The following is a 13,419-nucleotide window of genomic DNA, read 5'->3' as shown; positions in this document are numbered from 1 at the left end:
TACATATGTCCAATATGGATCTGGCGCTCAAAGACATGATGGTGATCGACGGCGCGATCGGCGCCGCCGTGGTCGACTACAACAGCGGCATGGCGCTGGGCATGCTCGGCAGCTCCAAGTCCCTGGACCTCCAGGTCGCGGGCGCGGGCAACACCGAGGTGGTGCGCGCCAAGATGCGCACCATGGACCAGCTGGGCCTCAACGACGAGATCGAGGACATCCTCATCACGCTGTCCGGGCAGTACCACATCATCCGGCCGATGACCGGCCGCAAGTCCAAGGGCCTGTTCCTCTACCTCGCCCTGGACCGGGGCCGGGCGAATCTGGCGCTGGCCCGCCACCGCCTGAAGGGGATCGAAGAGGATCTGGAGGTCTGATCGGCGACCACGCCGATTTGACCCGAACCATTGTTCAGGTTCGACGCTGTTCTGGACATCGAACGCGTCGAAGGGAATCCGTCATGTCCGACCACCCGATCCAGCTCGCCGTGATCGTCGGAAGCACTCGTGCGGGCCGCTTCGGCCCGACCGTCGCCAAGTGGTTCACCGCCCATGCCGAGCGGCGCGACGACGTCAACGTAGACGTCGTCGACCTGGCCGAAACGCCCCTGCCGGAACGGCTTTCCCACCAACCCGAACCCGAGGCGGCGCGGGCGCTGGCAGCGGTCGGTCCCCGACTGGCCGCGGCGGACGGGTTCGTCGTGGTGACACCCGAGTACAACCACAGCTATCCGGCGTCGGTCAAGAACGCCATCGATTGGCATTACACCGAATGGCGGGCCAAGCCGGTGGGATTCGTCTCCTACGGTGGCATCTCCGGCGGCCTGCGCGCGGTGGAGCACCTCAGGCAGGTGTTCGCCGAGCTGCACGCGGTCACCGTGCGCGACACGGTGAGCTTCCACGACGCGGGCTCGCGGTTCGATGCCGCGGGGCAGCCGACGGATCCGGAAATGCCGGTGGCGGCAGCCGATCAACTGCTCGGCCAGTTGGTCTGGTGGGGCCGCGCGCTGCGGTCGGCTCGTGCCGAACATCCTTATGTCGCTCGATGATCCCGCGTTCGGGCGGAGCGGTTCGTAATCGAGGGATCGGGCGATGGATGCGTCGGAAACCGAAGTCATCGATCACAGGCACCTCGACGTCGCGCCGCGCATGTCGCGGGTGTAGTGGCACAGGGTCTGCTGGCGTATGACAGTGCCGGTGGCGGCCGAGCCGGGGTTGGCTCGGCCGCCGCGCAGGCGGATCGGCTACCAGCGCCTGCGCGCGGCTCGCCGGTTGATCGCGGCGGGCAAGCCCGGTCGATCGTGTTTCACTCCAGCCCCTCCGGACGCGGCCAGGGGTTGTCTTCTTTGTCCTCGACCGACTGGTTGAAACGCGCGATGAACCTGCTGAACTGATCGATGTCGGCCTCGGTCCACTCGGCTACCACCGCGCCGATACCCTGGCGGCTCTGCTTGCGGTCGGCCGCCAGCAACTCCAATCCTTTGGCGCTGGCGCGGATCTTGCGGGCGATGCCTCCGTCCGGGTCGGGCACCCGGTCGACCAAACCTTGTTTGCGCATGGCCCCGACCTGCCGGTTGATCGTCGAAATGTCCAATTGGAACGCTTCGGACAGCTCACGCAGGCTCAGCGGATGGTCCAGTTCCAGCCTGGTCAGGATCAAGAATGCCGAGCGGTCGAGCTGGAAGCCGGGACGCCGGAGCACTGCGGCGGGGAAGTGCCTGGACAGTAGCGACAGTTCGAAGACGAGGCGGTATAGCGCCACGTTGTCGCCGGGACCGGAATCGGACATAGCTCACTATGTCGCGCGAATCACGTCCGCGCCAAATTGTGCAGCATACACACCATATGTACCGTGCACATGTGACTGTAGCTGCCGACGCGTCCTCGAGCGTCACTGATTCCGGCGACCGGCGCCGTCCCTCGTCGGCACTGCTCATCGCCACGCTCGGCATGGTCGGTGTCGTGGTCTCGCTCATGCAGACGCTGGTCATCCCGATCATCCCGTCGCTGCCCACGCTGTTGCACACCTCCGCATCCAACGCCTCCTGGGTGGTGACGGCCACGCTGCTGGCCGGCGCGGTGGCGACCCCCATCAGCGGCAGGCTGGGCGACATGTTCGGCAAACGGCGGATCTTGCTCGCGAATCTGCTTCTGCTGGTCGCGGGTTCGGTGGTCTGCGCGTCGTTCTCCAGCCTGGTGCCCGAAATCGTCGGGCGCTCGCTGCAAGGCGCGGCCGTCGGCGCCATTCCGCTGGGCATCAGCATCATGCGCGACGAATTGCCCGCCGAGCGGGTGGGTTCAGCGATGGCGATCATGAGCGCCACACTCGGCGTCGGCGGCGCGGTCGGCCTGCCGGTCGCGGCGGCCATCGCGCAGAACGCCGACTGGCACATGCTGTTCTGGACCTCCGCCGCGCTCGGCGTCGTGTGCGCCGCCCTGGTCTTCCTGTTCGTGGCGGAGTCGCCGGTGCGCACGCCGGCCCGTTTCGACTTCGGCGGCGCCATCGGGTTGTCGGCGGCGCTGCTCGCGCTGCTCATCGCGATCACGAAAGGCGCGGATTGGGGCTGGGCCAGCGCCCCGATCCTGACCCTGTTCGCCGTGTCGCTGGTGGTGTTTCTCGGCTGGGGCGCGTTCGAATTGCGGCAGCGTTCGCCGCTGGTGGACCTGCGCGTTTCGGCCAGGCCGAGGGTGCTGTTCACCAACGCGGCCTCGATCGCCGTCGGATTCGCGCTCTACGGCATGTCGCTGACCTTCCCGCAGCTGTTGATGGCGCCGGAGCAGACCGGATACGGCTTCGGGCTGTCCATGGTCACCGCCGGGTTGGCGCTGGCGCCGACCGGCTTCGTGATGATGCTGCTGTCACCGGTGTCGGCCCGGCTGTCGGCCGAGCGCGGGCCGAAGGTCACCCTCGCGCTCGGATCCGCGGTGATCGCGGTCGGTTACCTGTGTGCGGTGGTGCTGATGAACAGCGTCTGGGAGATCATGCTCGCCTCGGTGATCGTCGCGGGCGGCGTCGGCCTGGCGTACGCGGCGATGCCCGCGCTGATCATGGGCGCGGTGCCGATCACCGAGACCGCCGCGGCCAACGGCCTCAACTCGCTGATGCGCTCGGTCGGCACCTCGACCTCGGCGGCGGTGATGAGCGTGGTGCTGGCGCACATGACCATGCGGCTCGGCCCGCACCTGTTGCCCTCCCGCGACGGTTTCCACACCACCTTCCTCATCGCGATGGCGGCGGCGCTGGTCGCGATCGGCCTGACCGCCTTGATCCCCATGCGGAAGACCGCCGACGCGGCGACCACCACCGGGCATTCCTGACCCGAGTTCTCGGCCGCGTCGTCCGCGACACGAGCCGGGTGTCGCGCGGCAGGCAGCTGACGGAGGTCGGTTTCAAGCGTCGGCGACCGCCTCGGTGTATCGGCGGCCCAGCGTGCGGATGTGGGCGACCAGTTCCGGCGGGCCGTGGACGCGAAAGTCCATCATCAGCATGGACAGGTAGACGGCGATCGTCTCCAGCGCGTCCGCGCCCGTGTACAGCAGGCAGGTGTCCGCATCCACCGGCTCGACCACGCCGACCGCGGGATTGATCCTCGCGATGACGGTTTCGGCGGGCGCGAGCACCGTCACCCGGGCCTGCACCCGCCATCCCGTGGTGGCGACGTGGCGCATGACGAAGGCGACCAAGTCGTCGTCGGGAAGCGAACGCGCGGCGAAACGGCGCGAACTCGTCTCCGCGCGCAGCACGCGGGCGACCGGGATCGCCCGCCAGGAGTGGCCTTCCAGGCTGTAGGCGACCAGGTACCAGCGGCGCTGCCAGTTGATCAGCCGGTACGGCTCGATCTCGACCGAGGATACGGCCCCGGCCTCGGCGATCCGGACGGTCGCGCCGTCGCGAATGGCGCCGGCCAGGGTGGTGAGCACGGCGGCGGGAACCGGTGCGTCCGGCTCGCGCGATCCCGTCGTGGCCGGGCCGATGGCCGTCGCGTCACGCAGCGCGGACACCTTGCGCTGCAACCGTTTCGGCAGGATCTGGTCCAGTTTGCCCAATGCCTTCGTGACGTGCTCGGCGATGTCCGCGATGCCGGTGGAGCCGTCCTCGGCGAGTCCGACGGCGACCGCGACGGCCACCGCTTCGTCGTCGTCCAGCAGCAGGGGCGGCATGGTCGCGCCGCGGCCGAGCCGGTAACCGCCGATCGCGCCGCGTCCGGCGTGCACCGGGTAACCCAACTCGCGCAGCCGCTGAATGTCCTGCCGCAGCGTGCGATCGGTGACGTCGAGGCGCTCGGCGAGCTCCCGGCCGGTGTACGCCCGATCCTGGAGCAGCGCGAGCAACCGCAGTAGCCGCGGTGTGGTCGACGCCACTTTCACCCTCCTCGGTTATTAGGAACGAAAGTAGCCTAATGGCCGAATAGGCTGGTGTCATCAGCGAGAACGACCGAAAGGCTCCGAACATGAACGCCACCGCCACCGCGACTCTGCTCCCCGTTTGGCGGGACGTGCTCGCCGATTCCCATCGCGCGCTGGAGAGCGTCGTGGCCGGTGTAGGAGCGGATCAGTGGCACCTGTCCACCCCGTGCTCGGAATGGGATGTGACGCAGGTGGTGCAGCACGCCGCCGGTGACCAGCTGGCGTACGCCGAGTCGCTCGGCATCGGCGATGGTCCGGCCTACAACCCGTTCGCGCCCTCCGGTGAGATCGACGGCACTCCGGCGGACTTGGTTCGTGTGGCGGTCGAGCGTACCGCCTTCGCCTGGACCACGGTCGATGACGCCACCGAGACCGTGCCGACACCGCTGCCTCACGGCGCGCTCACCACCCCGGTCGCCGCGGTCATGTGCGCGCTGGATGCCGCGGTCCACGCCTGGGATATCGCGATCGCGACCGGCCAGCCGTCGCCGTTGACCGACGAACTCGCCGCTCACTTGCTCACCGCGGCCCGGGCCGGTCATCCGGCGCCCGGCAGCGGCGAGACGGCCGAGATCATCGAACCGCTGCGCCAGTGGGGGGCCTTCGCCCCGATCATCGACGGTCCGGCCGGCGGCGCGCTCGCGGAACTGCTTCGTTACCTGGGGCGTGATCCGCGCTGAGCCTGCCTGGCGGGGCTCACCCGGTGGGCCCCGCGGGCGGTGTGCTCGCCCGTCCGGCGGACGCGGTCGTCGAACCGACTGGCGGGCGGCGTTCATCAGATCGACCGTCGCTGTCCGCACCACGGGAATCAGCGCGCGGTGACGAACCCTTGTGCGACCATCCAGTCCCTGGCGACCTCCGCCGGTTCGCGTCCGTCCACGTCGACCTGACGGTTGAGTTCGGTGATGGCCTCGTTGGTGAGGCGCTGCGAGATCGGCGTCAGGATCGTGACCACCTGCGGATGTGCCTCGGCGAAATCCCGGCGCATCACCAGCGCCGCGTTGTACTTCGGGAAGAAGCCGCGATCATCCTGCAGCAGAACGAGGTTCAACGCGGGGATGCGTCCGTCGGTGGCCGCGACCGAACCGAAGCGGCACTGCCTGCCGTCCGCGGTGGCCTGGTAGACCACCGCGTCCTGCACGATCTGCTTGCGCACCTTGCTCGCGTCGATCTCGTATTTGCGGGCCAGGCCCGGGAATCCGTCCTGGCGTACGTTGAATTCGGTGCCGACGCAGATGGCCGCGGCCGCCGGGTCCGCGGCGACCAGCCTGGCGTAGTCCGACAGCGTGCGCACACCGGTCTCCTGTGCGGTGCGCGCGCTCATCACCAGCGCGTAGGTGTTGTTCATCGGCGCCAGCGCCGTCCACAGCATGCCGTGCGCGGCGAGGTCGGCGTCGCGCACCGCCTCGAACTGGCCGATCTCGTCCGGCACCGGCGTCTCGTTGCCGAGATAGTTGATCCAGCCGGTGCCGGTGTAGTCGTAGGCGAGGTCGATCTGTCCGTGCAGTTGGGCGTCGCGCACGCTGTTGGAGCCCTGGATGTTGGTCAGGTCGCGCACCTCGGCGCCCGCCGCCGACAGGGCGAACTCGATCAGATATCCGAGGATGTTCTGCTCCGTGAAATCCTTGGAGCCCACCGTGACGTGCACACCCTCCAGTTCGGGGACGGGCCGGATGCTGCCGGGGCCGACTCGCAGCGGCACCGCGCTGCCGGATTGCAGGCCGCAGGCGGCCAGCAACGCCACGCCCAGCCCGAGGGCGAGCGCGCGCCACACCCGGATCATCGCAGCCCCCTCGGCCCGAGAAACGCCTCGGCAAGCGCGCCGAGCCAGTCCACCAACAGGGCCAATGCCACCGCGAGCACCGCGCCGACCACCAGGGTGACGTTGTCGCGCAGCTTGTAGCCGGTGTCGATCAGGATGCCGAGGCCGCCCGCGCTCACCAGGAACGACAGCGTCGCGGTGCCGACGGCGAGCACCAGCGAAGTGCGCAGCCCGGCCAGGATGTAGGGCACCGCGAGCGGGAATTCGATGCGACGCAACACCGTCACGGCCGACATGCCCTGACCACGTCCCGCGTCGATGAGCGTCCGGTCCACCTGCTCGTAGCCCAGGATGGTGTTGCGCAGCACCGGAAGCAGCGAATAGAACGCGATCGGTGCCACGCCGATCCAGAAGCCGGTGGTGCGGGTGGCCAGGTAGAACAGCACGATCAGGCCGATGGCGGGTGCGGCGGCGCCGATGTTCGCGATGCCGACGAAAACGGGTGCGAGGCGGCGGAATCCGGGTCGCGTGAGCAGGGTTCCGAGCGGGACGGCCACCGCGACGACGATCAGCACCACGGTCGCGGTGATCCGCATGTGCTGCCAGGTGACGGTCGCGACATTGTCCGCGTTCAGGCTCGCCTGCTGCGTGACGGTGAGGTCGCGGGCGAACGCCCACACCAGCACGCCCGCGGTGAGCACGAGGACGACCAGCGGCTGCACGACCAGCCGCATGCGCTCGGCCCTGCGCTGGGTGGCGGGTGACGCGGTGGTCATGGCGCGCCGTCCGTCGCGGAGCGGTCCGCCCCGTGCTCGGCGCGCAGGGCCGACAGGTGACCGACCAGGGTGTCGATGGTGATCAGCCCGACGTACTCGCCACGCGCACCGGTCACCACCGCGGTCGCGCTCTGATGGGTCAGCAGGGCTTCGAGCGCGTCCTGGAGCGTCGATTTCAGCGCCAACGTCTCCGGCACCGGCGTTCCGAGGTCGCGCAGCGAATCGGCGTGGGCCAGCTGTTCGGCCGAGACCCAGCGGCGTGGCCTGCCCTGACCGTCCAGCACCAGCGCCCACGGCCAGTCGCGGTCCGCGAGCGCGGCGCGCAACTCGTCGACCGCGTCCTGTTCGGTGGCGGTGGGGCAATCGCCGAGCTCGACGTCACCGACCCGGGTCAGGGTGAGTTGTTTGAGCGAGGCGTCCGCGCCGACGAAACCGGCGACCGTCTCGTCGGCCGGGTCGGCCAGAATCGCCGCGGGCGTGTCGTATTGCAGGATGCGGGATCGGTCGCCGAGCACGGCGATGCGGTCGCCGAGCTTGACCGCCTCGGTGAAATCGTGGGTGACGAAGACGATCGTCTTGCCGAGTTCGCTTTGCAGCCGCAGCAACTCGTCTTGCAGCAACCCTCGGGTGATCGGGTCGACCGCCCCGAAGGGCTCGTCCATCAGCAGCACGGGCGGGTCGGCCGCCAGCGCCCTGGCCACGCCGACGCGCTGCTGCTGGCCGCCGGACAGTTGGCGGGGATAGCGGTCGCGGAAGGTGTCCGGATCGAGACCGACCAGCTCCAGCATCTCGTCGACCCGCGCCGCGACGCGCCGCCGGTTCCAGCCGATCAGGCCCGGCACGGTCGCGACGTTCTTCGCGACGGTCAGGTGCGGGAACAGTCCCGCCTGCTGGATCGAATAGCCGATGCCGCGGCGCAACCGGTCGGGCTGGATCGTGGCGGCGTCGCGGCCGTCGATCGTGATGGTGCCCGAGGTGGGCTCGATCAGCCGGTTGATCATCCGCATGGTGGTGGTCTTGCCGCAGCCGGACGGTCCGACCAGGACCACGATCTCACCGGCCGGGATGGTCAGCGAGACGCGGTCCACGGCCGGATCTCGCTGACCCGGATAGTGTTTGGTCACCGCGTCCAGCACGATCTCGACGCCGGAGACGACGGATGCCGCGCGGCCGTCGCGGGTTTCGGTTTCAGTCACGGATTCCCCTCGGGGTGGTGAGCCGTCCGACCAGGACGTAGATCCCGTCGAGGACGAGTGCGAGTACGACGACGAGGATCGTGCCGACCAGCGCCTGCGGCACCGCGTTCGGGCTGCCCAGGCGCGCGAGCCCGGAGAAGATCAGATTTCCGAGGCCGGGACCCTTCGCGTACGCGGCGAGGGCGAGAATTCCCATGATCAGCTGGGTGCTCACCCGCATACCGGCCAGAATCGCAGGCCAGGCCAGCGGCAGTTCGATCCGGGTGAGCACCCGCAGCCGGTTCATCCCGACGCCGCGGGCCGCGTCGGTCACGGCCGGATCCACCGAGGCGAGTCCGATGATGGTGTTGCGCATGATCGGCAGCAGCGCGTACACCACGAGCGCGGTGATCGTCGGTGCGACACCGAGGCCGAGCACCGGGATCAGCAGGCCGAGCAGCGCGAACGACGGAACGGTGAGCACCGCGCCCGCCAGTGCGGAGGCGATCGACGGGCCGAACGGGCTGCGGTAGACCAGGATTCCGATCAGCACCGAGACCGCCGTCGCCAGCAGCACCGATTGCACCACGGCCGAGACGTGCAGGTAGGAGTCGACCAGCAACTGGTGCCGCCGGTGCACGATGAATGTCCACAGCGTGTCCAGGGCCGTACCTCCCCATCGGCTGGTCTCTCCGGAGACTAGCGCGGTTTTCCCGATGCCGTACATGATTTCGGCTCCACCGGGTTGCCCCCGCGCTCGGTCGCCGAAACCGGTCGCACGGCACAGGGAACCGTTCGGCGTGCTCGCGCGTCGAATTCCATAGAGTCGACAACAGCATCACACGAACGAAGCGGGGGAGCGATGACACGACAGCCGGGATCGCGATCGGGGCGGTGGATCGCGCTCGCATTGGTGCTGCTCGGTGTGGCCGCCGCCGGGATCGCCGGTGGCCTCTGGTGGCAGGACCGAGCGGACCACGGGGCGATCGCGGGCGAGCGGCTCACCGAGTTCCCCACGCTGGACCGTTCCGCACTCGATGCGGCCCAGGCCGGAATCGTCGCCGTCGCCGAGCGTGAGTTCGCTGATCCGGGCGTGGGCACGAAATACGCGGAAGGTGTGGAGGAGGCGTGGTGCGCGGATTTCGTCAGCTGGGTGCTGCGCGCGGCCGGTGTGCCGCTGGCCAACCCGAATTCCGGCTCCTGGCGGATTCCGGGCGTCTATACCTTGCAGGAGTACTACGAGCGCGTCGGCCGGTTCGTCCCGATCGGCTCGGGCTATCGTCCGCGGACCGGAGACGTGCTGCTGTACCGGGAGTCCAGTCCGTTCGGGCAGCACACCAACATCGTCCTGCGGGCCGACGGCGGCCAGGTGACCACGATCGGCGGCAACGAGTACGGCGAGGTTCGCATTCACCGGTTCGTGCTGGACGACATAACGGGAGTGGTCGGTTTCGGGCGATTGTGAAGATCACTTCCATCGTGCGGGATTCGACCGATATGCGGGTGAAACGGCGTGCCGGATAGCCCTACCATGGAGACGGCGGTGCCCGGCAGCGCCGCCACCGGTCCCCGCCCTGCTTCCCCCTCATCGGCAGGACGGGGATCTCGGGCCGGGCAGTGCGTTCCGAGGTGGGACAAGATCGGTCGCGTACCGTGTCGGGTGTCCATCGAGAGGTGAGGGTTGCGGAACTAGCGATGCATCCGACCGACGAACCGGGTAGTGCGCCCGGCTGGATCGACTACGCCGAGTTCGGCGAGCGTTTCGTCACGCACGCCGTCAACGCCGCTCGTATCGAGTCCGCCATCTCCGGTATGACGGGCCGCGGCATGACCATCGGCCCGGTGTCGATCGGCCCGGCCGGACTCGCCGGTTTCGTCGCCGAGGGGAAGGTCGGCACACCGCGCGTCCTGCGCAGCGGCCCGAAGGTGACCTTCGAGGTGACCGTCCCGGTGTCGCTCACGTTGAAGGTGCTGCTCGGCGGCCGGAAGCTGCGACTGGAGGCCAGGGTGGAGGTCGATCTGACCCTGCACGCCCGCACCGCCGAGCCCGTGCTCATCATCATCGACATCCCGCCGGTCACCCAACGGGACATCAGCTTCGTCCTGCGCGCCCAAGCGGTGGAGTCGGCTTGGGAATGGTTGCTCGATCCGATCGCGGGCGTGGTGCAGCGGGAGGCCGCCTCCCGGGTGAACGCCATGCTGGCCGACCCGCAGACCCGCCGGGGGCTGGTTTTCGACGTCGAGGCCATGGTCGCGGGCAAGCCTTCGGCGCATCGGAGCAAGCGCGCGTTCGACTGGATCGGCTATGACGAGTTCGGGCATCGCTTCTTTTCCCGCATCGTGACGCGCGAACGGGTGTGCGACGTAGTCGAACGGCTGGCGGGCAGGGTGATCGAAGTCGGGCCGCTGCGGACCGGGCCGCGCGCCAGCGCCGTCGTGACCGTCCAGGGAAAGGTGCGGATGCCGCGGCTGGCGGACCGGGAGGCGGACCAGGTCGCGTTCGACATGACGCTGCCGGTGAGTCTGGACATCACGGTCGACGTGCTGAAAGCCAATCGCTACCGCGCCGACGTCGAAGTGCCGTTGGTGCTCACCGCCCGCGCTGCCGACCCCTTGTGCGTGGTGATCGACGTGCCGCCGCCCGACCCGGCCGACATCCGGATGGTGTTCACCGCGCACGGTGCCCGCGCGGCCGCCCTCGGTGCGCTCGCCGGGATAAAGAAGCAGGTCGTTGCGCAGGTGGCGGCGGTGATCCGGAAAGAACTGGCGGATCCCGCCATGCGCACCATCGACGTCGCAGCGCGCATCGACGGCATCGTGTGAACCGGTCGCGGCGCTGAGCGCATGTGGCGAATGTGAAACGTGATTCTCCTGGGTCTAGCGGTTCCAGTGTGAATATGGTGAAATGAGTTCACGTTCGAGGCTCCCGGCGCGCGGCGAGGTTTGGGGAAGGTGCGCCGGGCACGCTGCCATCCATCTCGGGGTTGCGCGAAGGAGTCGACGATGCGTTCCAATTCGGTATCCCGGCGTGATCTGTTCGCCTACGCGGCCGCGGCGGCGGTGGTCGGGGCGACCGCCGCGGCAGCTCCCGCCTCCGCGCGATCCACGCTCGGCACTCTCATCGATTACGCCGGCGGCGTTCCCTCCGCCACGGCGATCCGCGACGCCGGACATATCGGCGTGATCCGCTATGTGTCCGATCGCAGGCCCGGCGCCGAGTGGATGGCGGGTAAACCGCTGCGATCCGCGGAAGTCGACGACCTCAAAGCCGCGGGTTTGCAGATCGTCTCGTGCTACCAGTTCGGCAAGGGGCCGACCGCGGACTGGCGCGGCGGGCTGGAGGCGGGCAAGCGGCATGCCGAGCGCGGGCTCGCGTTGCACCGCGCCGCCGGTGGTCCGGACAACGTGCCGATCTACGCGTCCATCGACGACAATCCCTCCGCGGTCGACTTCGCCACCATGATCGCGCCATACCTCCTCGGCTGGCAGGCCGTGCTCGGCGCGGAGAACACCGGCGTCTACGCGAACACCCCGACCATCGAGCTGGCCCGCGCCGCGAACTTGGGTTCGTGGTACTGGCAGCACAACTGGGGCACGCCCAAGGGCTTCGTCCACCCCGCCGCGAACCTCCACCAGTTCGAGATCGACAAGCAATCCATCGACGGGGTGGGGATCGATGTGAACAATGTGCTCACCCCCGAATACGGGCAGTGGTGAAGACCCGCCGCATAACGTGCCCGGCTCGCGAACACGCAGCGCCGTAGGCGCTGGAAAAACTACGTCTGACAGTGGCTGATCGGGGTGACGCGCAGATCGGGCTCGTCGTCCGGGACGACCCGCAGTGAAGGGCGGCCATCCGGGGCCTCGTGGTCGCCCAGCCAGGAGAACAGCGACCACCGGGACAGACCGGAGAACGCGGAGCCGAGGCTGGTGAACGAGAACGACGAGATCGCCGACCCGAACGACCCGACGGATCCGATCGACAGCACCGAGCCGACGCTGCCGATGGACAGGATCGAATAGGCCGAGCCGATCGACAGGATCGACCCCTCGGAGCGGATCGACAGGATGGAACGGTGCGAGCGCCTGCTCCGGATCGAATGACCCGGCCGTCTCGAACAGTCCGTGGATTTCGAGTAATCGGTGGTCGCCATAGATAGCGGTCTACCACAGTCCGGCCGCCTCGTGTAGCGGCGTGGCGGATCCCGTCGCGAGTAGGAGTCCCCGTAACGACCGAGGGCGGCGACTCCGATGGAGTCGCCGCCCTCGACCGGAAGCTCAGCCTACGGTGAAGAATCCGAGCGTCGGCAGGAACGAGCAGGTCCGCGCCTCCTCGTCACCGGACTTGGTGGTCAGCGAGCCGGAGACGACCGCGACGACGCGGCCGTTGCCCGTGTCGGCGATCGCGGACAGCGTGGCGGGGCCGTCCGGGTTGATCTTGGCCTCGTCGGTCAGCGGCAGGACGCCGGACTGGCGGGTGTCGAGGTTCAGCCACTGCACCGTCATCGGCGGGTTCTGCACGGGCGTCGGTCCCTTGGTGCCGAGCGCGGTGAAGACGAACCCGGTCTGACCCGCCGCCGGGCCGGGCGGGGGCAGCGTGGCGGGCCCGGGCACGGCCAGGGCGGTGCCCACCGAGTCGGCGGACGGGCCGATGCAGCCCTTGCCGATGCTCGGGTACAGGAACTGCGCGATCACCGGTCCGTCCTGCGGGACCTCGGGGCCTCCGCCGCCGCTGCCGTCGAGGAAGGTGATGATCCGCTCCAGCGTGGACTTGATCTGCGGCGGAAGATTCAAGGTTGCCAGCAGCCTGCGCGCCTGATCGAGGATGGCCGACTGCGGACCCGCGACGCCCGCTGGGCTCGCGATATCCGCGGGGCCCGCGATGGCGCCGACGATTGCTGGGGCGAGCGCGGCCAGCGCGTCCACCGGAACACCTTCGGGAACCATGGGAACGCTGTTCGTAGTCGCCGCGGGGGCGGTCGCGGGGGCCGCGATTGCTGTCGTCGGCGCGGCGAGCGTGGCACTCGCCGCGATGACGAGTGCGGACAATGCGATCCGCGATCCTCGGGTGCGAAGCACTGGTCTGGCCGTCCTTACCTCGGGTACATCAGGGTTCGATTGCTAAAAGCCATCGTTTCGGGGGTCACTCTAGGGACATTGCGGCTATGTGTACAGCCACGGGGTCCGAAGGGTGCCGTGGACGATCAGTGTTAGCAGAAGATACCGCGCCCTGATGTTACTGGTGTGAAAGTTGATGCAAATGTTATCGGTGGTTCGAGGGTGGAACCGACCGGATTCAC

The 13,419-nt window shown here is 68.6% G+C and carries 15 protein-coding genes; 7 read left to right on the top strand and 8 right to left on the bottom strand.

Features of this window, described 5'->3' with window-relative positions:
* Positions 1–5 precede the first annotated feature (5 nt).
* A complete protein-coding gene (locus ON21_RS23070) occupies positions 6–377 on the top strand; it encodes a hypothetical protein (RefSeq protein WP_039800627.1) in 372 nt (123 codons plus the stop codon).
* Between the two features lie 83 nt (positions 378–460).
* Positions 461–1,048, top strand: a complete 588-nt coding sequence (locus tag ON21_RS23065) for an NADPH-dependent FMN reductase (RefSeq protein WP_039800625.1) — start codon at positions 461–463, stop codon at positions 1,046–1,048.
* Between the two features lie 257 nt (positions 1,049–1,305).
* Here ON21_RS23065 and ON21_RS23060 read toward each other — a convergent pair whose 3' ends face one another.
* Positions 1,306–1,788 carry a MarR family winged helix-turn-helix transcriptional regulator gene (locus tag ON21_RS23060; protein ID WP_039800623.1) on the bottom strand — a complete coding sequence of 161 codons (483 nt, stop codon included), beginning with the start codon at positions 1,786–1,788 and terminating at the stop codon, positions 1,306–1,308.
* A 71-nt stretch (positions 1,789–1,859) separates the two neighbouring features.
* Here ON21_RS23060 and ON21_RS23055 point away from each other — a divergent pair, with 71 nt between their 5' ends.
* Positions 1,860–3,317: an MFS transporter gene (locus tag ON21_RS23055; RefSeq protein ID WP_245562695.1), complete on the top strand. Its 1,458-nt coding sequence runs from the start codon at positions 1,860–1,862 to the stop codon at positions 3,315–3,317.
* A gap of 72 nt (positions 3,318–3,389) precedes the next feature.
* Here ON21_RS23055 and ON21_RS23050 read toward each other — a convergent pair whose 3' ends face one another.
* A complete protein-coding gene (locus ON21_RS23050) occupies positions 3,390–4,361 on the bottom strand; it encodes a helix-turn-helix transcriptional regulator (RefSeq protein WP_039800648.1) in 972 nt (323 codons plus the stop codon).
* Positions 4,362–4,450: 89 nt separating this feature from the next.
* Between ON21_RS23050 and ON21_RS23045 the strand changes: the two genes are divergently transcribed.
* Positions 4,451–5,086 (top strand): TIGR03086 family metal-binding protein, encoded by a 636-nt coding sequence (locus ON21_RS23045; protein ID WP_039800621.1) that lies wholly within the window; start codon positions 4,451–4,453, stop codon positions 5,084–5,086.
* 128 nt (positions 5,087–5,214) lie between these two features.
* Here the strand turns inward: ON21_RS23045 and ON21_RS23040 are convergent, their stop codons facing one another.
* Genes ON21_RS23040 through ON21_RS23025 form a run of 4 tightly spaced genes read right to left on the bottom strand, consistent with a single transcriptional unit; the run spans position 5,215 to position 8,783 of the window.
* A complete protein-coding gene (locus ON21_RS23040; RefSeq protein WP_039800619.1) occupies positions 5,215–6,189 on the bottom strand; it encodes a glycine betaine ABC transporter substrate-binding protein in 975 nt (324 codons plus the stop codon).
* The gene (locus ON21_RS23035) at positions 6,186–6,944 is read right to left on the bottom strand and encodes an ABC transporter permease (protein WP_039800617.1); all 759 of its coding nucleotides are present in this window, start codon (positions 6,942–6,944) and stop codon (positions 6,186–6,188) included. The genes ON21_RS23040 and ON21_RS23035 overlap by 4 nt, the downstream gene beginning before the upstream one ends.
* Positions 6,941–8,140: an ABC transporter ATP-binding protein gene (locus tag ON21_RS23030; RefSeq protein WP_051021240.1), complete on the bottom strand. Its 1,200-nt coding sequence runs from the start codon at positions 8,138–8,140 to the stop codon at positions 6,941–6,943. Before ON21_RS23030 ends, ON21_RS23035 begins: the two co-directional genes overlap by 4 nt.
* Entirely contained in the window at positions 8,133–8,783 is a 651-nt protein-coding gene (locus ON21_RS23025; protein ID WP_039800644.1) for an ABC transporter permease, read from the bottom strand. Before ON21_RS23025 ends, ON21_RS23030 begins: the two co-directional genes overlap by 8 nt.
* Positions 8,784–8,981: 198 nt before the next feature.
* Here ON21_RS23025 and ON21_RS23020 point away from each other — a divergent pair, with 198 nt between their 5' ends.
* The 3 genes from ON21_RS23020 to ON21_RS23010 all read left to right on the top strand — a co-directional run bounded on the left by ON21_RS23020 (position 8,982) and on the right by ON21_RS23010 (position 11,836).
* Positions 8,982–9,584, top strand: coding sequence for a CHAP domain-containing protein (locus ON21_RS23020; RefSeq protein ID WP_039800615.1), 603 nt, complete (start codon positions 8,982–8,984; stop codon positions 9,582–9,584).
* Between the two features lie 230 nt (positions 9,585–9,814).
* Positions 9,815–10,942: a hypothetical protein gene (locus ON21_RS23015; protein WP_039800613.1), complete on the top strand. Its 1,128-nt coding sequence runs from the start codon at positions 9,815–9,817 to the stop codon at positions 10,940–10,942.
* A gap of 180 nt (positions 10,943–11,122) precedes the next feature.
* Entirely contained in the window at positions 11,123–11,836 is a 714-nt protein-coding gene (locus ON21_RS23010) for a DUF1906 domain-containing protein (RefSeq protein WP_039800611.1), read from the top strand.
* A gap of 59 nt (positions 11,837–11,895) precedes the next feature.
* On the opposite strand, the gene ON21_RS23005 is transcribed toward ON21_RS23010, so the two are convergent.
* Both ON21_RS23005 and ON21_RS23000 read right to left on the bottom strand, forming a co-directional pair.
* Positions 11,896–12,273: a hypothetical protein gene (locus ON21_RS23005; RefSeq protein WP_051021239.1), complete on the bottom strand. Its 378-nt coding sequence runs from the start codon at positions 12,271–12,273 to the stop codon at positions 11,896–11,898.
* Between the two features lie 124 nt (positions 12,274–12,397).
* On the bottom strand, positions 12,398–13,198 hold the full coding sequence (locus ON21_RS23000; protein WP_039800609.1) for an Rv1157c family protein: 801 nt from the start codon (positions 13,196–13,198) through the stop codon (positions 12,398–12,400).
* Positions 13,199–13,419: the final 221 nt, after the last annotated feature.

The sequence above is a fragment of the Nocardia araoensis NBRC 100135 genome, assembly GCF_000308435.1.
Taxonomy (GTDB): domain Bacteria; phylum Actinomycetota; class Actinomycetes; order Mycobacteriales; family Mycobacteriaceae; genus Nocardia; species Nocardia araoensis.
This window is presented reverse-complemented; position numbering and strand designations above follow the sequence as displayed.